23 protein-coding genes and 2 pseudogenes are annotated in these 25,565 nt (G+C 28.5%); 19 read left to right on the forward strand and 6 right to left on the reverse strand.

Features of this window, described 5'->3' with window-relative positions:
* Nucleotides 1–110 precede the first annotated feature (110 nt).
* On the forward strand, nt 111–1,247 hold the full coding sequence (locus tag D2A34_RS19600) for a 5-methyltetrahydropteroyltriglutamate--homocysteine S-methyltransferase (protein ID WP_119367727.1): 1,137 nt from the start codon (nt 111–113) through the stop codon (nt 1,245–1,247).
* A gap of 418 nt (nt 1,248–1,665) precedes the next feature.
* Here D2A34_RS19600 and D2A34_RS19605 read toward each other — a convergent pair whose 3' ends face one another.
* Nucleotides 1,666–3,108 (reverse strand): serine hydrolase, encoded by a 1,443-nt coding sequence (locus tag D2A34_RS19605; RefSeq protein ID WP_119367728.1) that lies wholly within the window; start codon nt 3,106–3,108, stop codon nt 1,666–1,668.
* Between the two features lie 36 nt (nt 3,109–3,144).
* Nucleotides 3,145–3,693, reverse strand: a complete 549-nt coding sequence (locus D2A34_RS19610; protein ID WP_119367729.1) for a MarR family winged helix-turn-helix transcriptional regulator — start codon at nt 3,691–3,693, stop codon at nt 3,145–3,147.
* A gap of 262 nt (nt 3,694–3,955) precedes the next feature.
* Here D2A34_RS19610 and D2A34_RS19615 point away from each other — a divergent pair, with 262 nt between their 5' ends.
* From D2A34_RS19615 to D2A34_RS19670, 12 genes are all read left to right on the forward strand, one after another.
* Nucleotides 3,956–4,393 carry a LytTR family DNA-binding domain-containing protein gene (locus D2A34_RS19615; protein ID WP_182629432.1) on the forward strand — a complete coding sequence of 146 codons (438 nt, stop codon included), beginning with the start codon at nt 3,956–3,958 and terminating at the stop codon, nt 4,391–4,393.
* 24 nt (nt 4,394–4,417) lie between these two features.
* Entirely contained in the window at nt 4,418–4,819 is a 402-nt protein-coding gene (locus tag D2A34_RS19620) for a DUF3021 family protein (RefSeq protein ID WP_119367731.1), read from the forward strand.
* A 15-nt stretch (nt 4,820–4,834) separates the two neighbouring features.
* The gene (locus tag D2A34_RS19625) at nt 4,835–5,437 is read left to right on the forward strand and encodes a methyltransferase family protein (RefSeq protein WP_119367732.1); all 603 of its coding nucleotides are present in this window, start codon (nt 4,835–4,837) and stop codon (nt 5,435–5,437) included.
* Between the two features lie 233 nt (nt 5,438–5,670).
* Entirely contained in the window at nt 5,671–6,660 is a 990-nt protein-coding gene (cbiM, locus tag D2A34_RS19630; protein WP_119367733.1) for a cobalt transporter CbiM, read from the forward strand.
* Between the two features lie 89 nt (nt 6,661–6,749).
* On the forward strand, nt 6,750–7,544 hold the full coding sequence (locus D2A34_RS19635) for an energy-coupling factor transporter transmembrane component T family protein (protein WP_119367734.1): 795 nt from the start codon (nt 6,750–6,752) through the stop codon (nt 7,542–7,544).
* A 4-nt stretch (nt 7,545–7,548) separates the two neighbouring features.
* A complete protein-coding gene (locus D2A34_RS19640; RefSeq protein ID WP_119367735.1) occupies nt 7,549–8,277 on the forward strand; it encodes an energy-coupling factor ABC transporter ATP-binding protein in 729 nt (242 codons plus the stop codon).
* Nucleotides 8,278–8,755: 478 nt separating this feature from the next.
* The gene (locus tag D2A34_RS19645) at nt 8,756–9,346 is read left to right on the forward strand and encodes a TetR/AcrR family transcriptional regulator (protein ID WP_119367736.1); all 591 of its coding nucleotides are present in this window, start codon (nt 8,756–8,758) and stop codon (nt 9,344–9,346) included.
* 64 nt (nt 9,347–9,410) lie between these two features.
* The gene (locus tag D2A34_RS19650; RefSeq protein WP_119367737.1) at nt 9,411–12,149 is read left to right on the forward strand and encodes a PAS domain-containing hybrid sensor histidine kinase/response regulator; all 2,739 of its coding nucleotides are present in this window, start codon (nt 9,411–9,413) and stop codon (nt 12,147–12,149) included.
* On the forward strand, nt 12,130–12,522 hold the full coding sequence (locus D2A34_RS19655) for a response regulator (RefSeq protein WP_119367738.1): 393 nt from the start codon (nt 12,130–12,132) through the stop codon (nt 12,520–12,522). Before D2A34_RS19650 ends, D2A34_RS19655 begins: the two co-directional genes overlap by 20 nt.
* A 34-nt stretch (nt 12,523–12,556) precedes the next feature.
* Nucleotides 12,557–13,528 (forward strand): HD-GYP domain-containing protein, encoded by a 972-nt coding sequence (locus D2A34_RS19660; RefSeq protein ID WP_119367739.1) that lies wholly within the window; start codon nt 12,557–12,559, stop codon nt 13,526–13,528.
* A gap of 139 nt (nt 13,529–13,667) precedes the next feature.
* Nucleotides 13,668–15,662: a methyl-accepting chemotaxis protein gene (locus D2A34_RS19665; RefSeq protein WP_119367740.1), complete on the forward strand. Its 1,995-nt coding sequence runs from the start codon at nt 13,668–13,670 to the stop codon at nt 15,660–15,662.
* A 169-nt stretch (nt 15,663–15,831) separates the two neighbouring features.
* Nucleotides 15,832–16,290: a DUF134 domain-containing protein gene (locus D2A34_RS19670; RefSeq protein WP_119367741.1), complete on the forward strand. Its 459-nt coding sequence runs from the start codon at nt 15,832–15,834 to the stop codon at nt 16,288–16,290.
* Between the two features lie 102 nt (nt 16,291–16,392).
* Here D2A34_RS19670 and D2A34_RS19675 read toward each other — a convergent pair whose 3' ends face one another.
* On the reverse strand, nt 16,393–17,193 hold the full coding sequence (locus D2A34_RS19675) for a TIGR03943 family putative permease subunit (protein ID WP_119367742.1): 801 nt from the start codon (nt 17,191–17,193) through the stop codon (nt 16,393–16,395).
* Between the two features lie 106 nt (nt 17,194–17,299).
* Complete coding sequence (locus D2A34_RS19680) at nt 17,300–18,916, reverse strand: permease (protein WP_119367743.1); 1,617 nt, start codon at nt 18,914–18,916, stop codon at nt 17,300–17,302.
* 267 nt (nt 18,917–19,183) lie between these two features.
* Between D2A34_RS19680 and D2A34_RS19685 the strand changes: the two genes are divergently transcribed.
* Together D2A34_RS19685 and D2A34_RS19690 are read left to right on the forward strand one after the other, a co-directional pair.
* Nucleotides 19,184–20,080, forward strand: coding sequence for a metal ABC transporter solute-binding protein, Zn/Mn family (locus D2A34_RS19685; RefSeq protein WP_119367744.1), 897 nt, complete (start codon nt 19,184–19,186; stop codon nt 20,078–20,080).
* 159 nt (nt 20,081–20,239) lie between these two features.
* Nucleotides 20,240–21,115, forward strand: coding sequence for a LysR family transcriptional regulator (locus D2A34_RS19690; protein ID WP_119367745.1), 876 nt, complete (start codon nt 20,240–20,242; stop codon nt 21,113–21,115).
* Between the two features lie 150 nt (nt 21,116–21,265).
* Here the strand turns inward: D2A34_RS19690 and D2A34_RS19695 are convergent, their stop codons facing one another.
* Nucleotides 21,266–21,622 carry a NifB/NifX family molybdenum-iron cluster-binding protein gene (locus D2A34_RS19695; protein WP_119367746.1) on the reverse strand — a complete coding sequence of 119 codons (357 nt, stop codon included), beginning with the start codon at nt 21,620–21,622 and terminating at the stop codon, nt 21,266–21,268.
* A 315-nt stretch (nt 21,623–21,937) separates the two neighbouring features.
* Here D2A34_RS19695 and D2A34_RS19700 point away from each other — a divergent pair, with 315 nt between their 5' ends.
* The gene (locus D2A34_RS19700; RefSeq protein WP_119367747.1) at nt 21,938–22,792 is read left to right on the forward strand and encodes a 4Fe-4S binding protein; all 855 of its coding nucleotides are present in this window, start codon (nt 21,938–21,940) and stop codon (nt 22,790–22,792) included.
* Nucleotides 22,793–22,883: 91 nt separating this feature from the next.
* Complete coding sequence (gene trxA / locus D2A34_RS19705; protein WP_079439552.1) at nt 22,884–23,201, forward strand: thioredoxin; 318 nt, start codon at nt 22,884–22,886, stop codon at nt 23,199–23,201.
* 135 nt (nt 23,202–23,336) lie between these two features.
* Here trxA and modD read toward each other — a convergent pair whose 3' ends face one another.
* The gene (modD, locus tag D2A34_RS19710; protein ID WP_119367748.1) at nt 23,337–24,188 is read right to left on the reverse strand and encodes a ModD protein; all 852 of its coding nucleotides are present in this window, start codon (nt 24,186–24,188) and stop codon (nt 23,337–23,339) included.
* 318 nt (nt 24,189–24,506) lie between these two features.
* On the opposite strand from modD, the pseudogene D2A34_RS19715 reads away from it, so the two are divergent.
* Together D2A34_RS19715 and D2A34_RS19720 are read left to right on the forward strand one after the other, a co-directional pair.
* Nucleotides 24,507–24,704: pseudogene (locus D2A34_RS19715) on the forward strand (P-loop NTPase); the annotation flags it as partial.
* Nucleotides 24,705–24,819: 115 nt separating this feature from the next.
* A pseudogene (locus D2A34_RS19720) lies at nt 24,820–24,963 on the forward strand (iron-sulfur cluster assembly scaffold protein); the annotation flags it as partial.
* Nucleotides 24,964–25,565: the final 602 nt, after the last annotated feature.

Here is a 25,565-nt window from a genome sequence, read left to right on the forward strand (position 1 = left end):
AAAAGGAGTAGCTATGCTACAATGCGGAACTTTTCTGCATTTCGAAACTTATATTGGTAAATTAGTACTTGTTATTTTTGGATAAATTGAAAATAAAAGGAGAGACAAGCATGATACAATTTGAAAATGCAAAGAAAAGAGAAGTAACACCATTTAGGTATGATATTGTTGGAAGTTTTTTAAGACCAAAAGTTCTAAAAGAAGAAAGAGCAAAATTTGCAAAAGGAATAATTTCTAGAGAGGAATTAAAAAACATTGAAGATATTGAAATTACAAAACTAATTGAAAAGCAAAAAACAGTTGGATTAAAAGTAATAACAGATGGAGAATTCCGTCGTTCTTGGTGGCATCTTGATTTTATGTGGGGATTAACTGGTGTTGAAAAAGTGGAAATAGATAATGGATATAAATTTAATGGCTTAGAAACAAGACCAGAAACTGCAAGACTGTCAGGTAAAATCACTGGTGAAAATCACCCTTTTGTTGAACATTTCAAATTTATTAACCAATTTGCACAGGAGGGAATTGTAGCAAGACAAACAATTCCTGCGCCAGCTCAATTTTTAGCAGAATTACAACGTGCAGAAAATAAAGAAGATACTAATAAATTTTATAATAACATTGATGATTTAATAAATGACATTGCAAAAGCTTACCAAACAGTAATAAAAGAGTTATATGATGCTGGCTGCAGAAGCTTACAACTTGATGATTGTACATGGGGAATGTTCTGTGATAAAAAATACTGGGAAGCTAGGCAAGATGCTGGGGTTAATTTAAAAGAAATTGCTGAACTTTATGTGAAAGTTAATAATCTTTCAATTTTAAATCATCCAGATGATATGATTGTTACAACTCATGTCTGCAGAGGAAATTATCATTCAACCTTTGCAGCTTCTGGTGGATATGAGCCAATTGCAGAAATTCTATTTGGAAGAGAAAATGTGGATGGATTTTATCTTGAATTTGATACAGATAGGGCAGGTGATTTTTCACCACTTCGTTTCTTAGGGGATGGAAAACAGGTTGTCTTAGGGCTTGTCTCTTCAAAAATCGGAGAATTAGAAGATAAGTCTGCTATAATTGACAGAATTAAAGAAGCTACTAAATATGTTGATATTAACAATATCTGCATTAGTCCACAATGTGGATTTGCTTCTACTGAAGAAGGAAATATTCTTACTGAGGATGAACAGTGGAATAAAATTCTATTCATTAAAGAAATTGCTGATGAAATCTGGAAATAAAATTCTAAAACTAAATCTTTGGGATTGAAGAGAAGTAGGAACAAAAGGATGATGAGGGGAGCTGACCAATATAATTAGTCAGCTCTTTTTTCAAATCATAAAAAGAGAGGAAGTGATAATAGTTAATAAATTAAAATTTATCAAATATATCTTACTGCCACTGGTTTAATGTTTATTTAAGCCACATTTAAAAAAATAACAAGTCACTTTACCTTCTTGCCTGATGAAAAATATTAAGGGCAACTTTGAACTTGATATTTATTTTCATGTGCCTATGATTTCGTCAGTTTCACGGTTACTGGGGTAGTTGGAGAATTTCACTCCATTCCCTTGTTATTTAAATACAGAGTATAGTTAAAGTATTTAACATAAAAAGATTATACTGTTCATAGTGATTTTTATCAATTGAATTTAAATGTTACTGTTTTATAAACAAAATGTCTTTTACAGTTTGTTCAAAAGGTATTGAAACACTTTTAATATTTCCATTACTATCATAATTAAATGTGAGAGTAATCAAGTAATATTTCATCATTGTCATGGTAAAAACGTCATAGCATTTATGAGTAAGTGTATATTCTATATTACTATGAGTTAATTTCAAGCTATTATCTTTTATTTCGATTTTTACAGATCCGTACCCTGGATTTTCATATATACCTGTATATTCTTCAAGGGAGTGGGAAGGAGTAAGGTTTTCTTCTTTAGAGTTTCTTATAGATTTATTAGCAGCTTCCATTGCTTTAAATATTTTTTCCGCTTCATTTTTAAGTTTTTTATTAAAAGCAGTATAATCATAGCCTAAAAGCTTGTCATATATATAGTAAGCCATAGGCATTGCACAGACAGGATTATTTAAATTAGTAAGAATAACTACGCCAATATTCTCATCTGAAAGAAAGCTAGTATAGGAACAAAATCCATCTATATTTCCACCGTGATTAACATGTTTTCGGCCTCTATAGGATTCAATAAACCAGCCTAAACCATAAGATGAAAATTGTAATTCATCAAGCTTCAAAGGAAATAGCTCGCAAGGGATTTGAGGTGAATGTAACTCCATTATAGTTTTTTCTGATATAATCTGATTTCCGTTTACTTTACCTTTATTTAAATGAAGGCTAAGCCATTTTAGCATATCAGATAAATTTGAATTTATTGATCCAGCAGGACCAATAGAATCCATTTTTCTAAAGTTTATTTGATGAATTTCTTCTTCTTTTTCTGCATATGGTTCACTGTAATCAGCAGATTTTTTTGAAACATCTACTGAGAAATTTGTGCTGTTCATGCCAAGAGGTTCAAGAATTCTTGCTTTCACAAATTCTTCCCAGGTCATTCCTGTAACCAGTTCAATAATGTAGCCTGCTGTGGCATACATTAAATTATTATATTGCCATGTTTCTCTGAAATCTTTATTAAATTCCAAGTATTTAATCCTATCTACCAGTTCTTTTCTGCTTAAAGAAGAGTTGTTATACCATAATAAATCATGTCTAGGTAATCCAGAACGATGACAAAGCATGTCCCTTAATGTAAGATGTTCTTCAGCATATTTATTATGCATTTTAAAATTAGGCATGTATTTTTTTATAGGAGTATCGAGATCCAGTTTGCCTTCATCCACTAATAATCCTATTGATAGTGAAGTGAAAGCTTTACTGGCAGAACCTATAGCAAATAAAGTATCTTTTGTCACATTCAAATTTTTGTTAACATTACGCAGACCCAACTCACCACAGTATATTATTTCACCATTTTTAATAATACCTACGGCCATTCCAGGAATTTTCCATTCCTTCATCTGTTCATATAAAAGGTCATTAAGACCTTCAAGGTTATTAGATATAGTATTATTCATAATATTGCACCGCCTTTATTTACTAAAATAATTTTTTTATTTTTCTTCATTTCTTATTCGTTCAAATTCCTTTAATGCTCTCTCTTGTATTTCCTGTGTATCTTCACCCATATCAAAATCAGCTTCTTCTTCAAAACCATCCTGCTCTTCGCCATCAAATTTATATAATTTCTTTAATAACGTCCATAAGATTTCCATTTCTTCAATAGAAAAGCCTTTAGAAAGCATCCCAAAGAACTCCATTGATTTTTCGGCACCTATCATCATGGCATCTGTTCCAGCTTTAGTAATCTGTACATTAACTGCACGTTTATCATATTGGCTTGGTATAGTAATGACATATCCTTTGTTTTGCAGAATAGTGATCAATTGCTTTACACTCTGTTTTGTTGTACCTAGCTTTTTAGCAATATTGTTTATAGTTGTTTCATTTTCCGGTAAATGAATAATAGCTACCATTGCCATAAGCTGTCTGCTGGTTAAAGGGTCACAATATTCATCACCTTTAATTTGAATTTTGTTAGTAAGAGAGAATAGAGTTGCATATATTTGTTGTATTAAAAAAAGCGCTTTGTGATTATCCATAAAATATCTCCTCCTTAGTTGGACAATATACTGTCTAAAATCACAATAGCATATTATTCCAATATAGTCAATATACTGTCTAAATATTTCTGTTAATCCGTTAGAATTATTATCACATAAAGTTATTGCAGGTAGTGATTAATGACAATGAGCCAATTTAATGAAAAATGCATCTTATATGTCTATATTTGCAATATGCATGTAAGCTGATTGTTGCAGCTATAATTCTGTGATATTCTTTAAATGGATGAGGAGGAAAATTATGAGAATAGAAATAATTGAAGTACCCTTAATTGATGATATAGAGATACAAATTAAATGCAAAGAAAAAAATGAATATGTTAAGCAATTAGCTGCAACTATATTTGAAGAACAGTTAATCATAAATGGAAAAATTCAAAATGAATATACACAGATTTCTTCAAAAGATATTTACTATTTTGAATCCGTTGATAATAAAACATTTATTTATTGCATTGACAATGTTTATGAAAGCGATATGAAATTGTATGAACTAGAAGAAAAATTACATGGAACAAAATTTACTAGAATAAATAAAGCCTGCATCATGAATATATCAAAATTAAAGAAAGTTAAGGGGCAGATCAATGGCAGATTACTTGCAACTTTGTCAAATGGAGAAAATCTTATCATTAATCGAAGTTATGTACAAGAAGTAAAACGTAAACTAAATTTATAAGCAAATCCAGATTGGAGGAAAATTATGAAAAGAATAAATCGGTATTTTTTAGGAAGCTGCATTGCATTTACTGCAGCAATTATTGTAACAATTATTATGCACCTTATTGACAAGCAAAAAACTATTAATGTAAATTCAGAAATATTTTTGTTTTTGATTATTATATTAATAAATGCAATTCTTTATTTTATGGAAGATTTACAAATTAAATCGCAAGTTACTCATATAATTTTAGAATTTGCTACAACTATTGTAGTAACTTTTTTTATAGGTATACCAATGAAATTTATTGAGATTGCATCAATATATGATGCAGCTAAAAGTATTATTATAATAACATCAGTTTTTGGAATAACCCTATTAAGTATTTATGTTTCTATCCAGAATGATGCAAAGGATATAAATAGAAAATTATCAGGTAAATAGAAAGAAGGCAGTTATATGTATTTATTTGGGGCTTCATATTTTGAGACAGCTATATTTAAGGAAGTTTTTCAAGTAGTATTTATACTATACATTATGGCAGAAGTATTTATTTTTAGTTATACTTCATTACAAAATAGAAAGAACTTGAATAAGAAAAAAGGAGATAAAGGCTCTTGTTTAGTACTAGTACTTGGTATTATAGCTATAATATTTTTGAATCTTTTTTGTAAAAAAAATTATTTACTCATATTATCTGAATTAATGTTTTGGATAGGTTGTGTAGTTATTATTGTTGGAATTATATTAAGGCTGTATTCAGTATTGACACTTGGAAAATCTTTCACTGTATCAGTGCAAGTGGATTTAAATCAAAAAATAATTCAAACAGGTCCATATAAATATATTAGACATCCAGCATATAGCGGAAGTATACTATCTTTGATTGGAATAGCATTTGCTTTTAGAAGCATCATTGGAATTATTGAAACTATAATAATTATTGCTGCAATTTATGGATATAGAATTAAGATTGAAGAAAAGATATTAGAAAGTAACTTCAAGACAGATTATCAAGAGTATAAGACGAATACTAAAAGGATTATTCCATTTATTTGGTGAAAAATGTAGTTGAATGCTATAAAAGTTAAAACAAGAATTGAAAAATAATTTAATATTTACAACTTTGGAATTTCATAGTATTATAAGTTTGTATGCTACGAGGGCATGCGATTTTTATAATATATAAATAAATATATTAATTTTGATTATTAATAACCACGAAGGTTGATTGCTTAATTTGTAATCAGTTTTTGTGGTTTTATTTTTTATTAATATTTGAAGGAGGAATTAAAATGCATATTCCAGATAACTATCTAAGTCCAGCTACCTGTGCAGTTATGGGTGCGGTGATGGTTCCAGTTTGGACGAGAGCTGTAAAAAAAGTTAAAAAAGAGGTGACTAAAAAGAAAATGCCACTTATGGGAATAGGTGCATCACTATCATTTCTAACAATGATGTTCAATGTTCCATTACCAGGAGGAACAACTGGACATGCCGTAGGAGGAACGTTACTGGCTATTCTTTTAGGACCTGAAGCAGCATGTATTTCTGTAACCATAGCACTTTTACTCCAAGCATTATTATTTGGAGATGGCGGTATTTTAGCATTTGGAGCCAATTGTTTCAATATGGCATTTGTTATTCCATTTGCAGGATATTATATTTACAAATTTTTAAGAGAGATATTAAAAAGTGATAAAGGAGAATATATTTCAATTTTTATTGCTTCATATATTGGATTAAATATTGGAGCTTTATGTGCAGCGATAGAATTTGGTATACAACCATTGCTTTTTGTAGATTCAGCAGGTATGCCATTATACTGTCCGTATCCTTTGTCAATTTCTGTACCTGCAATGCTTATTCCACATCTTGCAGTTGCAGGAGTGATAGAGGGAATTATAACTGTTGGAGTAGTAAGTTTTATAAAAAAGGTTTCCCCTGGAGTTATTTATGAAGGATCTGTGTCAAAGGTAAAACCTATATATGCTCTAATAATAGGTTTAATATGTTTATCCCCTATAGGGCTATTGGCTGAAGGAACAGCTTGGGGAGAATGGGGAACTGATGAAATAGGTTCTGTAGTAACAGGCAGTAATGCGTTAGGATTTATACCTAAAGGTATGGAAAGTGGATTTAATTTTAGTGCATTAATGCCGGACTATTCTGTTTCAGGCCTTCCAGAAAGCTTTGGATATATTTTATCGGCAGTTGCAGGAGTTGCAATATTGTTATTAGTATTTAGAATAATTGCAAGTATGAAAAAGGCAACAAAAGCATGAATGGTTAAGGCACATGAAAATAGGAAGGCAAATAGACTTGTTATTTTTTTGAATGTGCCTAATATACGTTATAAGAGAGGAAGTTATTAATGCCAGAATGGCTTTTGAAAAAAGATAATTATACACCACTAAAAGACAAGAATGCTTTTATAGATAAGAGCATTCTGTCTATATTTAATGTACTTGCTAGGTTTAGGATGCAAACAAAACTAAGGACATCTAAATTTGGAATTAACCCCTTAACTAAATTAATATCAACACTTATACTAATTATTTTTGTTTCTTTAAGCAGAAATTTTTACTTTATTTTAATTACAAATGTACTTATACTTGTGCTAATGAATCTTTTAAGTACAAAAGAAATAAAATATGTTGTCAAAGCAAGTCTGGCTGCAACAATTTTTACATTTATTATTTTATTACCATCTATTTTCTTAGGATATGGTAATAATTCGTTAATGATTACATTAAAAGTACTGGTTTCAGTTGCTTCTGTTAGTATATTAACCTGTACTACTCAATGGAATGAATTAATAATTGCTTTAAAAATATTTAAAATACCAGATATATTCATTTTGGTACTCGATATTACCATGAAATATATAGTGATTTTAGGCGAGTTTTCTTTGAATATGGTTTATGCGCTTAAATTAAGGTCCGTAGGTAGAAACAATAATAAAAGCACTGCACTTTCTGGTGTTGTAGGAACTATGTTTATAAAGTCTAAAGAAATGGCAGAAGAAATGTATGGAGCAATGGAATCCAGAGGATTTACAGGAACATATAAAGTATATATGAAATTTAAATTTAAGTTAGCTGATTATATTTGCATTATACTTAACTTAAATTTTATATGTGCATATTTTTATTTTGATAGGTTGTGATTTAATGATTGATATAGAGAATGCTTCTTATTCATATGATGCTGAAGTTACTGCACTAAGAAATATAGATTTACATATTGATGAAGGAGAAGCTATTGCTTTAATAGGCGTAAATGGAAGTGGAAAGTCTACATTAATGAAATTGATTAACGGATTAATAGTAGCTGATAGTGGAAGTTATTTCTTTGAAGGTGAAGAAATTAATAATAAAAAAATGCAAAATGAGGAGTTCTCGAAGGCTTTTCATAAAAAAATAGGTTTTGTTTTTCAAAATTCAGATGTACAGCTATTTTGTTCAAATGTATATGATGAAATTGCATTTGGACCAAGGCAGATGGGAATGGATGAGGTAGAAGTCATAAAAAGAGTAGAAGATACTTTGAAATTATTAAAAATTGAAGAATTAAGAAATAGACAGCCATATCATTTAAGTGGCGGAGAAAAGAAAAAGGTATCTATAGCATCTGTAGTGGTTTTAAATCCAGATGTTTATATATTTGATGAACCAATGAATGGACTTGATCCTAAAACTAAGAGATTCCTAAGGGAATTTATGATATCTATAAATAATGCAGGAAAAACTATTTTATGCTCTACCCATGACTTTGAATATGTAAAAGGAGTATTTAAAAGAGCTGTTGTTTTTTCAAGCAATCATACGATTGTCAGAGATGGTGTTTATGATGAGATAATGAACGATAGTAAATTTCTATATGATAATAATATTATATAATGTTAAAGCTATACTAAAAGCAACAAAATATATTCGCATGCCATTTTTTTATTTCTAAAGAGAGTAGTGGAATTAACCACTACTCTTTATTTTTGTGCGCCTAGCATGGGCGTTGAGTCTGCTGAATAATGGTACTGATCGTATTTTATTATAAAAATGTATTGTTAATAAAATAAAAGTTAGTCAAAGTATTATCAAGATACAACTAAAAAGATTACAAATAAATAAATATAAGCTTAAATAAAACAAAAGTTGACAATTAATGCAAAAATACTTGACAAATACTGACAAGATAATATAATAAATACGACGAGTATTTACTCGGAATATTGAAAAGTTAAAGCATTTTATTTGTATATATGTTGTAATTAGTTTCGACATTCTATTTCTAAACATTTAACTAGTTTATAAACTTCCTAAATGTTATTTATTATTACAACATATATAATGCTTTAATGAGATTTGTTGAAGGTGATTTATGGGAAAAACACTGTTACATCGAAAAGATAGTATAGTTATAACAAGTATAGAAATTATCAGTGAACTTGGTGTACAAGGATTAACAAGTAAAGAAATTGCTAAGCGCGAAAAAATATCAGAAGGAACCTTGTTCAGCCATTTTAAAAATATGAACGAAATTATTTCGGATGTTTTAAAATATCATTCAGAACTTGATGCAAGTATTGTTGAAACTGTGGAAGCTAAAAATCTATCTCCAACAGAAGCTATAACACTATTTGCATCTATTTATGCTGAAAACTATGAAAATTATCCAGAAAGTAGCTACCTTATAGATATTTCAGGAATGTTATTACAGTATGAAGAATTAACTAAACAGGCAGAGGAAACTATAAATAATAGAATTGCGTATTTTAAATCACTTATTGAAAAGGCCCAAAAGTGTGGGGAGATAAATTCTTTGATAGATAGTCAAATTTTAATAGATATAGTGGTTGGTTCATTTTTAATGGTTGTACATAGATGGAGAAAAAGCAAATATACCTTTAAATTTAAACAACAGATAATTATAACTCTCAAAGTTTTTTTGGATTCATTTAAAGGGTGTTGATAATAAACGCAGTTTATGACTATTTTGCGTGATAAATTTACAGGAAAGGAGGATAGATATAGTAATGAAGATAAAACGTGAACATGAAGATTGTTTAAAAAAAGAACGTATGGCTACGATTTTAGAGTGTGTAGGTGACGGGGTAGTTTCTACTGATGTTAATGGAGTTATTGAATTTATAAATAATGCTGGTGAACTTATTACAGGATGGAAATCAGAGGAAGCAATAGGTAAACATTTTGATGAAATCATCAATTTAATTGATATCGCAACTAATGAACCAATGGAAAGTGTTAGAGAATTAGCATTACGGTCTGGTGATGCAGTAGGTCTAAAAAAACGTTCAGTTATTATGTCTAAGGACGGGAAAAAAATATATTTATCCGCTAGCTGTTCTCCAATAAAGGATGGGAATGGTATTATTTCAGGCGTTGTAATGGTGTTTCGTGACATTACTAAAATCATCCAAATGGAAGAAGAATTAAGAAACGAGAGAGATAATTTAAGAAAAAAACAAGAAGACTTAGAAAAGTATCAACTGCTTTCTAAATTTACACTAGATATTATTTTATTTATAGATCTTAGTAGTAGAAGAATTATCGATGCAAATCAGGCAGCAATAAAAGTATACGGTTATACTAGGGAAGAACTTTTATCATTAAGCATATATGATATACGTAAATATGCTGATACAACCAACGAACCAATGCAGGGAATTCAAAATAATCTATCCTTTGAAGCAGTTCATTATAGAAAAGATAAAACTTTCTTTCCAGTAGAAGTAAATTGTCAAATAATAAAAACGGGAAATAAATGTGTTTTGATAAGTATTATAAGAGATGTTTCTGAAAGGAAACAAGTAATTGAGTCATTATATAAGAGTGAAGTGAAATTTAAGAAACTTTTTATGAATTTTAAAAGTGGATTAGGTTACGGCAAAATCTTATTAGATGAAAATGGAGTTCCAGTTGATTTTGAATATATTGAGGTAAATGAAGCTTTCGCGGAAATGGGTGGCTATGAAAGAAAAAAGATTATTGGAAAAAGATTTTCGGAAGTTTTCAATGGATCTGCAGATACGGCTCAATTGATAATTAATACTGTGGCGAAGGTGGCCTTAGAAGGAGTATATATACCAGAGGGTGATTACTACTCACATGATGACAGTAAATGGTATTCTAGGTTGATATACAGTCCAGAAAAATATTATTTTATTATTATATTAACTGACTTAACTGAAAGAAAAAAGGCAGAATATGAATTGCAAAAAGCTAAAGAAGATGCAGAATTAGCTAATAAAGCGAAAAGTGAATTTTTAGCGAATATGAGTCATGAGATTCGAACTCCGCTTAATGGAATTACAGGAATGATTGATTTAACGCTTTCAACAGATGTTGATGATGAACAAAGAGGATATCTTAAAACAGCACAGAAATGTACTAAAAATCTTATTAAAACCATTAATGATGTACTAGATTTCTCAAAAATAGAAGTGGGTAAATTGATAATAGAGAACATTCATTTTAATATCATAGAGCTTGTAGGAGAAATAATCAAACTTCATTCACCTTTCGCGGCTCAAAAGGGTCTGGAATTAAATGTGAAACATTCTTGTACAATAGAGAAATACGTAATGGGTGATCCTAATAGACTTCAGCAAGTTTTGAATAATTTGATTCATAATGCTATTAAGTTTACTGAAAATGGAGAAGTATGTTTGCAGCTCACAAAACTCTCAAGTGATAAAGATAATATAGAAGTGCAATTTGCTGTTATAGATACAGGTATTGGTATTTCTGAAGATGGGAATGAGAAATTATTTAAGAGCTTTACCCAGGTAGATGGGTCGTTTTCGAGAAAATATGGAGGTACTGGCTTAGGTCTTGCTATCTCTAAACAGTTGGTTGAGATGATGGATGGGCGCATATGGTTTGAAAGTCAAGAAGGAAAAGGATGTACATTTTATTTTGTAATTAAGTTTAAAATTTCAAAACAACAGGAAGAAATTTCAGTAGCAAAGATTAACGTGGAGAAACCTCCAATTCCATTACATATTTTGATAGTTGAAGATGATGAAGTCAATAGAGAAGTAACGTCATTAATGCTTAAAAAAAGGGGATATTTAGTGGACAGCACAGATAATGGAGAGTCTGCTTTAAAACTTTTAGAATCTAATAAATATGACATCATTTTTATGGATATCCAGATGTCAGAAATGGATGGAATAGCAGTAACTAAGGAAATACGAAAAAGGGAGAGTTTAATAGGTGAACGTACATTAATAATTGCTATTACCGCTTATGCACTTCAAGGTGATAGGGATAGATTCATTTCAATGGGAATGGATGAATATATTTCGAAGCCTTTTCAAATGGAGGAGTTATTTAATGTTATTGATAAAATTACTTGTGAAGATCATATTGAGACAATGCCGTATAAAAATTTTACAGTGAGTCATAATGGGGATTTTATAGTGGCGCCGCTTATAAATATTGAGGCAAAAGACGAAGACTTGCGTAGTATGGATAAGTTGAATCTTTCTATAAGTACATTAAACAAATTATTGAATATAGGTGATCTGCATTTAATTGAGAAGGAAGCTCATGAAATCAAAATTCTATCAAACAAGGTTGGAGCAGAATCATTAAAAATTATAGCTTTTAAAATAGAACTTGCAGCAAGAAAATATGAATTAGAGAAAATTAGAAAATTAGTAACAAAAATAAATGATGAATATCATAGATTTTATAAACTTATGATTAAAAGTACAGGAGATATAAATAATGAAGATTTTAATAGTTGAAGATGATGAGGTGAGTAGATTATTTCTACAAAAAAGTTTATCACAATACGGGGACTGCGATATAACAATAGATGGGATGGAGGCTTTGGATGCATATTTGATAGGTTTGCAGGAAGGTATGCCTTATGATTTAATTTGCCTGGATATAATGATTCCCAAGGTGAATGGAGTTAAGGTCTTAAAATCTATTAGAGAACTCGAAAGAAAAAAAAGAATGAAAAAAAATCAATATGTAAAGGTGATTGTAATAACGGCATTAGCTGAGACACAATTTGTAAATGAATCACTAACTGAAGGTTATGATGTATATATCGAAAAACCAATAAATAGTAAGGTATTGGACCAAGCACTAAATAAGCTTGGGTTAATTTAAATAGAATATTTTAAAGCAGTATTGAGGTGTGAGAGTGGATGAAATAAAAATAAATTTAGTAGATAGTATGCTTGGGAATGTATTATCTAGGGACGTAATAAGTCGGAAAGGTTTAAAAATAGCAGAGAAAGATACTATTATTAATAACTTCGTAAAATATGAATTGATAAAAGTGGATATACAAAGTATTTGGATATATTATGTATCTGAGTTTGAACAAAGCTATGTAGAAGAGGGCGATTACAATAACATAAAGGTCTGCTATGAAGAATGCATAATTTCATTGAAAGAAATATTTCAAGATTTAGCTCAAGAAAAAACTTTAAAAATCAGTATACTAAATCATGTTGCAAAATTGGTGTATGAAAATATTAACAACATAGATTGCATAATTAAATATATCCGCGAGATAAGAAAATATGAATATTATGAGATTTATCACAGTCTAAATGTAAGTTTCTATGCAATGTTTATTGGAAAATGGTCAGGTATGCATAGTTCTGAAATATTAGACTTAATAATAGGTGGACTTTTGCATGATATAGGCAAATTAAGAATTCCTGGACACATATTAAATAAAAAAGGAAAGTTAACTGCTGAAGAATTTAAGATAATTAAAAGACATACAACATTGGGTTATAGTATGTTAAAAAATGAGATTAATCTTAACTATGATATCAAAAAAAGCATTTTAATGCACCATGAAAGATTAGATGGATCAGGTTATCCTAATGGAGTAACAGGGGACTACATAGGAGAATACGCAAAAATAATATCCATCGCAGATATATATGATGCAATGACTACAAATAGAGTTTACAAAAACAAGATTAATCCTTTTGAAGCTTTCCAGATATTTTTGGAAACTGGTATGAATATGCTGGAGTCATCAAAGGTTAATGTTTTTATATTAAATTTGTCATCTCATCTTCTAGGCGTGAAATTAAAATTAATCGATGGGGAAAAATTCACCAAGGATCTGATGGTTTACATGACAAGACGATAAAATCAACTATTACTAATAAGCCATTGTTTGAGGATTACTTAATAGAAAATAGTTATATATTTAATGTTCAATAATTAAAATTATTGACGGAAATTTGAGAATCGGGAATTTTAATGAAAATAATCTAGGGGGAATAATAATGAAAAGTATAAAAACGAAAATGATGATTAGTTTAGGGATGCTAATATTGATAATGTGTATAGGTTTTGGTCTGGATTCATATATTACATCAAAGAAAGCTCTTGTATCTAATGTTAACAGTACTCTTCCTCAAATAGCTATTCAAACAGCCAGTAGTGTAGAGCAAAAATTTATGGGAGATTTAATGACATTAGAATCACTTGCATCTAGAGAGGACATAGCTGATCCCAATAATCCATACGAAAATAAGATTAAGATACTTAAGAGTGAAGCTAAAAGATTAGGTTATATAAAAATGGGAATAGCTGACCTTAAGGGAGATGTGCTATATTCAGATGAGAAAACTAGTAATGTTAACGATAGAGAATATTTTCAAAAAGCAAAAGCTGGTTCAAAAAATATATCAGATCCAATAATAAGTAAAACTGATGGTTCTGTTGTTATTGCTTACGCTATACCTGTAAAATTTAATGATTCTATAGTAGGAGTTCTGGTTTCTACTGTAAGCAGTGATGCATTAAGCAAGTTCACTAATAATGTTAAGTTTGGAGAAACAGGGAATGCCTTTATGGTAAATAAAAGTGGAGTTGTTGTCGCTCATACTAATGTGGATCTTGTAAAAAAAATGTACAACCCAATTGAAGAAGCAAAAAAGGATAGTAAATTAAATGGTTTAGCAGGTGTAATTACTACAATGACACAAGGTAACGCTGGAACTGGATATTATTACTATAATGGAGTAAATAAGTATGTTGGATATGCCCCTGTTAATAATACGAATTGGTCAATAGCAGTTGTTATAAACGAAAATGAAATCTTATCTCAATTAACAGCCATGCGAGTGTCAATAGCTGCAACTTCTTTTATATTTTTAGTTATTGGCATTATATTCATTTACTTAATTTCTAATAAAATTGCAGATGCTATAAAACGTACTTCAAAGCACTTAGATAGATTAGCAAAAGGAGATTTAAGTTTTGAAGTAAGCTCTAAATATATTAATTCAAAAGATGAAATTGGACAAATGGCTAAATCAATTATAGAAATGAAAACATCTCTTAGTGGAATGATACTTAGCATAAGAGAAAGTTCTGATAAAATCCATGATCAGGCACAAAATCTTTCTTCAGTATCACAAGAAATGTCATCTTCTTCTGAAAATATTGCTTTAGCGATAAATAATGTAGCTCTAGGTAATAGCTCTCAAGCAGAAGAATTAATAAGTTCTACTCAATTATTAGATAGCTTTAGTGAAGGTTTAACTAATATGGTTGGAGAGATAAGTGTAATAGATAGAAATTCTCAGGAGATTAACTTAAAGGCTAAAGAAAATAGTGACAATATGGAAAATATGAAAAGCTCTATAAAAAATATAGATATCTCGTTCAATAGCTTTAGTGAAAAAATATTACAATTAACTCAAAGCATTAAACAAATAAATGATATTACTAATATAATTAATAGTATTGCTGATCAAACAAATCTTCTTGCACTAAATGCAGCTATAGAAGCAGCAAGAGCTGGTGAGTCTGGAAGAGGATTTTCTGTAGTTGCTGATGAAATAAGAAAATTAGCAGAAGAGAGTAAGAATTCATCGGAAAACATAAATAAGCTTATCCAAGAGATTGAAAAAGAAGCTATTTTAATTTCTAATGATACAAATAACATGATTGATGAATTAGATGATCAAGTTAAAATTATAAATTATTCGGCAGAATCATTTGAGAATATAATTGACTCAATTAATAATATTATTCCTAAAATAGAATACATAAATTCAACGGCAATAGATTTGAACTCTTCGAAAAATAATATTGTAGATAAATTAACGTGTATCTCTGCTATATCAGAAGAAAATTCAGCATCTTCCGAAGAGATATCAGCATCTTCTGAAGAGTTAAATGCATCTTCTGAGGAGGTAGCATCATCTTCAGAAGTTTTAAGTAAAATGACTGAAGAAATGTCAGAACAGGTAAATAGATTTATAATATAGTATTAAACATTATGAGGTTAAAAAATACCTTTTATCGTAAAAATAAGGTGTTGTTATTATATAGATTTGAAGCTTTTTATCAAATTGAGTATAATTAAATATATAAATATTTAAAACAGATTTAGTATTATACCAATTTGAATATATAGTAATCCAGGGAGGATATACGATGGCAAGACCAACAAAATTCAGGAGAGTTGAGTTTTTTCCAGAAGACGATTATTTTGTACCATGGGGAAAACCAAAATGTCAAATTGAGGAGATGACTTTAAAAGTAGAAGAGCTTGAAGCAATGAGACTTAAAGATATAGAAGACTTAAACCAAGAAGAATGTGCAGAAAAAATGCAGGTATCAAGACAGACTTTTCAAAATATAATAGATAGCGCGAGAAAAAAAGTAGCTACAGCTTTGACAGAAGGCAAGGCAATAAGAATAAGCGGTGGTCATTATACTACAACTCACTGTAAATTTAAATGTGCAGAATGTGGAACAATTTATGAAATAAATTATGATGTAGACAGAGCAGTCTGCCCAAGCTGTGGTTCAGATAAAGTTATGTGTAATAAAAAAGCAAGATTTTGTAAAAATTGGTGCAGGGGTAATAATACAAATCTTAATATTGAATAGATTAAAATAATTAGTTTCAGAAATTGCTGTTTTATAAGAAAATATGACAATTTTAAATAATATATTAGAATTGTCATATTTTATTCAAAAAGAACTTTTATTTTAAAATGGATATACATATGAAGTATCAGGATTAGAATCTTTTTCTATATGCTCGAGGACTATAATTGGCTCTACATCACCTTCAATAGAAGTTTTTTGGATTTTTCCTTTTACTTTAATCCAAGTATTGTTATCGTAAGTTTGTAGATTATTATTATCACATACAATTCCAGCAATCTGCATATCTGCTGCACAGCATACCATCATAAACCTTCCTATTATAAACTCATTTTCATTTAAAGCTTTATCTCTATATACAAAACCAGATATTTCTATTTCCTTCCCCATATATTTGTTTGGATTTGAAAGAATTTCATCAAGAGAAAATACAAAATTATTTAAAGTTACTTCTATAATACCATTCTTTATATCAAGTTCTTTCTTATCAATTTTACCTTGATCATCACTTTCAGATTTTCCGCTATAGATGTCAAAGGAACTAGAGCTATTAGCATTAAGAGTAGGATTTGCACTACTATTTAAGCTAGAATTTGAATTTATGTCACTAGCGTTAGCAGAAGAATTTGTATTGATAGTCTGCATAAAAAATATCATAATTAATGGAATTATAAAGACAATATAATTTTTGAATTTTAATTTTTTTTTCTTAGTATTAAAAATGCCTCCAAGTAAGAACAATGCAATCACGAGCATTGAGATCATTCCGAAGACTGCAAAAGGAATAATTCTTGGATGGACATATAGAACTATTTCATTGGTTAAAATAATTCTAAAATAAAATATTGATAAGGATAATAATATGGATGTTTTAACTATTATATCTAAATTTAATTTCTTCATACTTCTCATCTCCAAAGCTTAAGTATATAAAATTATAGGTAACAGTCTTAGTTTATTATTTTATATAGCTAAGATAAAATATATTTCAATATTTGACTCATTATTATTAGGATAGTTTAAGGTTAACAAGAACACCAAAAGATATTATAAGAATAAAAAATATTAACTTTATAACAAATTTCTTTTTAAAGTTGCCAAAGAGCATAATTGTATTTTTTATATCAAGCATAGGACCTACTACAAGAAATCCCATAACAGAATTTATTGAAAATAGTTTCAAAAATCCTTTTGCTACAAATGCATCTGAAGTTGAGCAAACTGAAAGTAAAAAAGATAATAATATCATAGTTATAAGGGAACTTCTGTTATCGTTCGGAAGATACATATTATTATTCATAGAAATCGCAGTTTGAAAGATACTAGATAGAAATGTACCAATAATCATAAATTTACCGGTATTAAAAAATTCATCTCCAGTATGAATAAATACTGCTTTAAGCCTTTTTAATGCATCACTTGAAGAATCATAATCACTGCTGCAAAAACCACAATTACAATTTATTTCATCATCATTGATTATTAATATATCATCTTCTTTTTTCATACTAAACTGCATGATTAGTCCTACCAAAATTGAAATCACTATTCCAGCGGATATTCTACAAATTACTACGGATTTCATACCTTGAAAAGCATAGATAGTAGATAGAATTCCTATAGGATTTACTATTGGGGCTGCAAGCATAAAAGTAATAGCAGCGGCTATAGGCACTTTCTTTTTTATAAGGCCTTTAACGATTGGGATTGTCCCACAATCACAAATTGGAAATAATATACCTGAAAAAGCGGCAATTATACACGATAAAAAAATATTTTTAGGAAATATTTTAATAAACGTATCTGGAGAAATGTAAATCTGTATTACTGCTGATATAAAACTTCCAACCAAAATGAAGGGAAGACCTTGAATTAATATACTTATAAATATTGTATAAAAATTTTTGAATTTACTTATATAATCATTATATATATTATAATCAGACATCATTAATGTCATGAAGAATGTAAATAAAAATATAAAAACAGTTGTAGAGATTAAAAATTTAAAAGTAAAGAAATTATTCTTATTATTAAGTTGTACATATTCTTCCTGATGAATTTCTTTAATGTTTAAGGTAGAGACGTGTTCTATAAGCTTTGCAGTTTCATTTATTTTTTTTATTTCATTTTGAATATTTGAAAATTCTTCTTTATTTAAATAATTTAGATTGTTTAATATTATTGTTTCACTATTTAAAATATGAGGAGTAACTATACTTTTCATATTTTTTAAATATATAAAAAATTTTTTTGCATCAATTATTGCTATTATATCATCAACCCTACATATTTTTTTAAGAAATTTATCCTTGAATATATTGATAATAGAAGAAGAATCCTTCATTCCATTTGTTTCTATCAATATTCTATTTGGAGAATATTGATCTATTATTGTACTAATAAAAAATGTATTAATTTCTTCTGTTATTTTGGGGTTAATTACAATAATCTTATTATTATCTTGAGAGTTTTGAGAGGATATATCTATTTCAGATAATCCAAATTCATCTTGAAGAATTATAATTGTTTCATTTTGAAATTCACCACTTTTTAATATGGAATTTATAAAGTTAGTCTTTCCAGCTTCAATAAATCCTAATACTATATCGATATTTATTTTCATAATTTACCTCAACTATATATTATTTAATAAACTTATTATTTAAATTATTCAATTTGTAAAGAATATATTATGTTTTTATATTTTATAGGAATTTGTAGATGCAATAGATTTGCATTTACATTTTATATAGATTATATTCCTATAAGTATAAAATTACAATAGTGCCATTTTATATAGTTTTTTATAAGTATTGACATATTTATTATTGGATAGTAATATTATTAAATGAAAATGCAAATGCAAATCATATGCAAAAGGGGTGCAAATATGAAAAAGAAAATTATTTCAGGAGTGCTAGCTATAGTAACTAGTATGGCACTAATTGGATGTGGAACTAATACAAGAACTACATCACAAAATACAAAGGATGACAAATTAAAAATCATGGTTTCCATATATCCGCTAAAAGAATTTGCTGAAAAGATCGCAGGAGATAAAGCAGAAGTAACATGTTTAGTACCGGATAATGTAGAACCTCATGATTATGAGCCTAAAACTAGAGATTTCGAGGAACTAACTAAAGGAAAGGCGTTTATTTATAATGGGTTAGGAATGGAGAGCTGGGTAGATAAAGTTAACGATACTCTTAAAGGAAAAGATATAATCATAGTAAACTCAAGTGAGGGAGTACAAGTTAGAGAAGAAGAAGGAGCAGTTGATCCACATAGCTGGTTAAGCTTAAAAAATGCAGAAATACAATCTAAAAACATAAAAGATACTTTGATAAAACTAGATGAAAAGAATAAGGATTATTATGAAGCCAATTATGATAATTTTAAAAAGGAATTAGATGATTTATATAATGAATATAAGCCTAAATTTGATACATTAAATAAGAAGAATTTTATAACAGGTCATGCTGCCTTTGGATACTTATGTAGAGATTTTGGTTTAACGCAAAAGTCAGTTGAAAATTTATTTGCTGAAGGGGAACCGACTCCAAAGCAATTAGAAGATTTAGTTTATTTTTGTAAAGAAAATAATATAAAAACTGTTTTTTCGGAAGAATTAGCAAGTCCAAAAGTTTCAGAAACTTTAGCAAGGGAAGTCGGGGCAGAAGTAGTACCAATATTGACATTAGAATCTAAAGAAGATGATAAGGATTATATTGAAGCCATGAGATATAATCTAGATGAAATATATAAATGTTTAGAAAAAGAATAGTATATGGAAATGAATCTTAGAACAATATACAGAAAGTATTACTACTATTTTCAGAATTTCTAGTTCGAAAATATACTAGCAAATTAAATTCATAAGTAAAAATTATTCATTTCTATATATTAATAAAAATGTGTTATGATATATTGCAGAGGTGAAAAAATGTTGGATTTTAGAATAGATACTTTTTTAACTGTATGCGAATATATGAATTTTACGAAAGCAGCAGAAATACTCTGCATTACACAGCCAGCAGTATCACAACATATAAAATATTTAGAAAAAGCTTATGAAAGTAAATTATTTGAATATGAAGGAAAAAAAATAAAGCTTACAAAATCAGGAGAAATCTTGTATCAAACAGCTATTACAATGAAGCATGATGAAAAATTCTTAAAAGAAAAGATTGATGAAGAAAAATTAGGAGTAAAGAATCTTAAATTTGGTGCGACCCTTACAATAGGGGAATTTATATTACCATTAAAACTTCATAACTATTTGAATAAGAATAATAACATGAATATTAATATGGTTGTGGGGAACACTAAGGAACTTTTGAAGAAATTGGAACATGGTGAAATTGATTTTGCATTAGTAGAAGGATATTTTATAAAAAGTGAGTATGATTATGTTATATACTCTAAGGAAAGATATATTTGTGTAGCAGGTAAAGACTATAAATTTAAAGAGCAGCCTAAAGTACTGGAAGATCTACTTAGAGAAACTTTGATTGTAAGAGAAAAAGGTTCAGGAACAAGAGATATTTTTGAAAGAAATTTAGAAGAACAAAACTTGACAATAAAAGATTTTAATAAAGTAATAGAAATAGGAAATATTAATACAATAAAATCTTTAGTTAAAAATAACAATGGAATCACAGCTATATACGAAGCGGCAGTAAAAGAAGAACTAGAAGATGGCAGTTTACAAAAAGTTGAAATTGAAGATTTGCAAAGAAAGCATTGCTTTTATTTTATATGGAGAAAGAATAGTGCTTTTGAAGATTTGTATAGAGAAATATTCAAGGATTTTCAATAACTAGTGCAGAATATTATTTTGAAGTCTGAATTATAATTAATCTGTAAAGTAATTTTGAAAAAGTAAAAATTTACAAAATAAGATTAGCTATAAAAAAGTTGTTCATAGTGATTTAATAAATCACTATGAACAACTTTTTAATTAAATTTATTAATTATGGCATTCATGTTCATGGCAGACATCGCCGGAATCTACAAGTGAACCTTCAATCCAGTTTAATGCTACAGTTTTGACATCTCCAGAGCAGCCACGTAAAACTTTTATACCAGCATTATTTAACACTCTTACAGCTCCTTCACCCATATTTCCGGCAAGAAGAACTTCAACTCCCATATCAGAAAGAGTAGTTGCAATATTTGATTTGCAGCCACAGCCGGTTGGTGATTCAACAGTTTCAGAATCTGTTATTTCTTTAGATTGTGTATCAACTGTAAAAACTGTGTAATATTCACAGTGTCCAAAGTGATCATCGATATTATTATTACGTGATGGTAATGCTATTTTCATAATATAAACCTCCAACAAAATATTAAATAAAGGAACATATATAATAAAATATTATTGGCATATGCCCTTTATGTATTATAATAAACTCATAAATGGCATATGTCAATAATATTAATTAAGAAAGATTATAATACAATCTCTTATATAGGTTTTAGTATAGGCACAAACATCAAATACCACACTGAATCATTAGATATATTTATGGTTATATTATAAATTCTTATTTTACTTACAAATAATCCAATATTATACTTTAAGGTATTAAAGTTAATTAATTTGAATAAATTACATATTTGAAGGAGATGCATATTTTTTATGGTTAATGCTAAAAGACAAAAAGAAATGAAAGCTCTAGGATTTTTATTGCAAAATGATAAAGAACATTATTCAGTAAGGTTCTTAAGCAAAGCAGGAAATTATACAGTGGAAGAATTAAATATGATTAATAAGATTGCAGGAAAATATGGACGAGGCTATGTTGGTCTTACTACAAGACTTCAAATGGAAGTTCCTTGGATCAAAGATGAAGATGCAGAAAAAGTAATGGAAGAAGCTAAAGATTTGGGGTTACGTCATGGTGGGACAGGTCAAAAAATAAGACCATTAGTTGCATGCAAAGGAACTGTGTGTCTTCATGGAAATATTGATACACAAGGGATATGTAGAGAATTGGAAGTTATATATTTTGGAACTGATACTCCACATAAATGCAAAATTGGAGTTGTTGGCTGTGCAAATAATTGTGCAAAAGCTAATATAAATGATATAGGAGTTATGGGAAGAACAATACCAGAATTTAAGCTAGATAATTGTGTTGGATGTGGCCTTTGTGTACAAGGTTGCAGGCAAAAAGCCTTAGAAATAGTAGATAAGAAGATAGTTTATAATAAAGAGCTCTGTGTAAGCTGCGGTGAATGTGTGAGAGTATGCAAAACTAATGCTGCTATTGTTAAAGAAAACGGTGCTGAAATATTTGTAGGTGGAAGATTTGGAAGGGGAATGAGAATTGGAGATTCACTTGGAAAAATATTTGAGGAAGAAAAGATAGTACCTGTAATTGATAAAATAATGAAGTACTACAGAGAAGTTGGCCAAAAAGGAGAAAGAATTTCTACAGTTATGGATAGAATCGGTAAGGAAACATTTATAGACAATGTATTAAGTGATTAAGTCACAGAAAAAGAATAAAAACAAAAATATAATTAAAGTATAAGCAAACTAGGAATTATTAAATGTTTAAATTAAATAGGAGGAATTAAGCATGGCTAAAATAATAAATAGTAATGAATTTGTTCAAAATGTTGAAAATACAAAAGGTGTAGTTGTTGTTGATTTCTTTGCAACTTGGTGTGGACCTTGTAAGATGTTAGCTCCTATATTTGAAGGTGTTAGTAATGAAATGGGAGATAAAGTTAATTTTTTCAAACTAGATGTTGATGAAGATGGCAGAATAGCACAAAAATATGGAATAGCAGCGGTTCCAACTATGATTATTTTTAAAGATGGAATTCCAGTAGAAAATTTGGCTGGTTTTATGCCAAAAAATAATATAATAAATAAGGTAAATGCTCATTTATAAAATTGTATAATTAAGTAGTAAATGGCATTTTAATTAGTTTAATAATAATAATAAGAGAGGAAGGTAAAATGGCTAACCTCTCTTTTAAAATTTAAATAAGTATCGTGTTTATTAAAATTAAATTTTGGTTTTACTTTATTGCATTTTATCATTTTTAATTTTGCAGCCAATATCAATAGGTTTCGCATGATATACTGAAGTTGTAACAATGGCACTGACGCCTGTCTTAGCATATTCTTCAATGTTGTTTTCATTTATGCCACCAGAAGCTAAAATAATAATAGAAGAATTAATATTTTTAAGAATATCTACATATGCTTTTAAATCATTAGGTGGGACTTTATCAAATTGAATACCATCAATGCCATTTTTAGAAAGTTTAATAGCTTCATCTATACTTTCCACTTCCACTATTACTTTTTTTTCGCAGGCTTTAGATTTTATGGAATTTAAATTTTTAATAAGCTCATCAATGCCGCCTAAAAAGCATAAATGTTGTTTAAATATTAATATGGTTTCTGATAATCCTAGTCTATGGGGAAATCCACCACCTGCAATTATAGCTTTAATCGCTAATTCCTTACTTCCGGGAACCACTTTTCTTGTAGTAATAATATGTAGATTAGAATTTATTTTAGATACTTTATCTACTAATTTTTTCATTTTAGTAGCAATTCCTGAACTGTAATCAAGAATGTTTTGTGATACTTTCCATGCCATATGCAAATCTTCAGCATTACCTTTTCCTTCGAGGAAAACTTCACCTTTTTTTATTAAAGCGCCTGAAGGCTTAGTTTTAACCAGTTCTATATTTAACTTGTTAAATATTTTTGAAACTTCCTCAGTGCCACAAAGTACGGCATCTTCTCTTGTGAAAAATTGTATAGTGCCTATTTGATGACCAATTCCTAAAATTAGAGTAGTTAAATCTATGTAGGGTATATCTTCTTTAATAAATTTGTCTATAAGTTCATCTGAAATATACATTGTACAACCCCCTTTTCAATATTTTGATTTATAGTATAAAAAATGTGTTAAATATATGAGTTTATATTTAATGATATTTTAGCTGTAATATATATGTTCAATTATCTTCTAAAGTAATTGCTTATTATTTATATTTTTCATAAAATATCTCCTAGTATTACTTCAAATAACTCATAATATATGGTAATTAAATTTGCCATAATTAATAGTAATCCCTTTAAAAAAGTAAGTCAATATTTTTTATTAGCATTTGACAATAACAAAAAATGGAGCTATTATAGTGTTGGCAAATGCTAATTAAAGTCGGGAGATGATTTAATGTCAGATTGTAATTCTTGTTCATCAAAAAATGGATGTACAAAAGATAAAGCTAGCTGCATGATTGAAAACAATCCTTTGAACAATGTAAAGAAAATTATTGGTGTTATGAGTGGTAAAGGAGGAGTTGGTAAATCTTCAATTTCTGTGACCATTGCGAAACATTTAAAAGGGTTTGGATACAGCTTTGGGATTTTATGATGCCCATATAGATGAAAGTTTAGAATTATTATTTAATCCTATAGTTAAAAAAATTATTGATGAATTAGAGTAGCATAAAGATGAAGATAAATTAAATAAATTTAATGTAAAAGTAGAAGAAGCATTGAAAATTACTGAAGAAGATATTGTAAATGCATTAGAAGGATTACCAGAAAATAAAAAACATTGTTCTAATCTTGGTGTACAAGCACTTAGAAATGCTATTCATGATTATTATGATAAGGAGAAAAAATAAATGAGTTTAAAAATAACAACTCTTTTTGGAAATAAATTTGACTACAATAATACGGGAAATATATTAAAAATCGATTAAGCTAAATTTATCTATTTATTATTATTAAAAAGTCTGTAATAAAAATTAGTTATCATTAATTTTATTACAGACTGATGTTTTATATCGAAATTTTGGGTCAAACTTCTCATAGTTAATATAAAAACAGGAAAATAATAATAATATTATTAGGTTGAAATTGACTACATAAGAGTTTTCGTGATAATATTTAGTTAAGAGTTATTTGATTAAATTAGTTACATATATTAAAAGCAATAAAAAAAGATGAATGAATATAATCGATTTATGGTCACATTTATAAATTTATATTTATTCAAGTTTTTTTATAATGAACATAATATTTATAAAGAAAAACAAGGTGCAGATATACTAAGTTTATTTTAAATCTTTCTAAAATTGATAATAAATATTATTATGAGGTTAAGACAAAATGACTTTAAGAAAGTGTATTATTGCTCTTCGGAATACAAAAAAATAAAAATTTAATTATAGAAAAAATTTAGTGGTAGCTAAGTTCTATTTTTGTGTTCTTAGTTACAGATTAG

Source organism: Clostridium chromiireducens (assembly GCF_003575225.1).
Classification (GTDB): Bacteria; Bacillota; Clostridia; order Clostridiales; family Clostridiaceae; genus Clostridium; species Clostridium chromiireducens.

Coding starts and splice junctions, on each gene's coding strand:
- D2A34_RS19600 (WP_119367727.1), top strand. CDS start 111: ATGATACAATTTGAAAATGCAAAGAAAAGAGAAGTAACACCATTTAGG.
- D2A34_RS19605 (WP_119367728.1), bottom strand. CDS start 3,108: ATGAATAATACTATATCTAATAACCTTGAAGGTCTTAATGACCTTTTA.
- D2A34_RS19610 (WP_119367729.1), bottom strand. CDS start 3,693: ATGGATAATCACAAAGCGCTTTTTTTAATACAACAAATATATGCAACT.
- D2A34_RS19615 (WP_182629432.1), top strand. CDS start 3,956: ATGAGAATAGAAATAATTGAAGTACCCTTAATTGATGATATAGAGATA.
- D2A34_RS19620 (WP_119367731.1), top strand. CDS start 4,418: ATGAAAAGAATAAATCGGTATTTTTTAGGAAGCTGCATTGCATTTACT.
- D2A34_RS19625 (WP_119367732.1), top strand. CDS start 4,835: ATGTATTTATTTGGGGCTTCATATTTTGAGACAGCTATATTTAAGGAA.
- cbiM (WP_119367733.1), top strand. CDS start 5,671: ATGCATATTCCAGATAACTATCTAAGTCCAGCTACCTGTGCAGTTATG.
- D2A34_RS19635 (WP_119367734.1), top strand. CDS start 6,750: ATGCCAGAATGGCTTTTGAAAAAAGATAATTATACACCACTAAAAGAC.
- D2A34_RS19640 (WP_119367735.1), top strand. CDS start 7,549: ATGATTGATATAGAGAATGCTTCTTATTCATATGATGCTGAAGTTACT.
- D2A34_RS19645 (WP_119367736.1), top strand. CDS start 8,756: ATGGGAAAAACACTGTTACATCGAAAAGATAGTATAGTTATAACAAGT.
- D2A34_RS19650 (WP_119367737.1), top strand. CDS start 9,411: ATGAAGATAAAACGTGAACATGAAGATTGTTTAAAAAAAGAACGTATG.
- D2A34_RS19655 (WP_119367738.1), top strand. CDS start 12,130: ATGAAGATTTTAATAGTTGAAGATGATGAGGTGAGTAGATTATTTCTA.
- D2A34_RS19665 (WP_119367740.1), top strand. CDS start 13,668: ATGAAAAGTATAAAAACGAAAATGATGATTAGTTTAGGGATGCTAATA.
- D2A34_RS19670 (WP_119367741.1), top strand. CDS start 15,832: ATGGCAAGACCAACAAAATTCAGGAGAGTTGAGTTTTTTCCAGAAGAC.
- D2A34_RS19675 (WP_119367742.1), bottom strand. CDS start 17,193: ATGAAGAAATTAAATTTAGATATAATAGTTAAAACATCCATATTATTA.
- D2A34_RS19680 (WP_119367743.1), bottom strand. CDS start 18,916: ATGAAAATAAATATCGATATAGTATTAGGATTTATTGAAGCTGGAAAG.
- D2A34_RS19685 (WP_119367744.1), top strand. CDS start 19,184: ATGAAAAAGAAAATTATTTCAGGAGTGCTAGCTATAGTAACTAGTATG.
- D2A34_RS19690 (WP_119367745.1), top strand. CDS start 20,240: ATGTTGGATTTTAGAATAGATACTTTTTTAACTGTATGCGAATATATG.
- D2A34_RS19695 (WP_119367746.1), bottom strand. CDS start 21,622: ATGAAAATAGCATTACCATCACGTAATAATAATATCGATGATCACTTT.
- D2A34_RS19700 (WP_119367747.1), top strand. CDS start 21,938: ATGGTTAATGCTAAAAGACAAAAAGAAATGAAAGCTCTAGGATTTTTA.
- trxA (WP_079439552.1), top strand. CDS start 22,884: ATGGCTAAAATAATAAATAGTAATGAATTTGTTCAAAATGTTGAAAAT.
- modD (WP_119367748.1), bottom strand. CDS start 24,188: ATGTATATTTCAGATGAACTTATAGACAAATTTATTAAAGAAGATATA.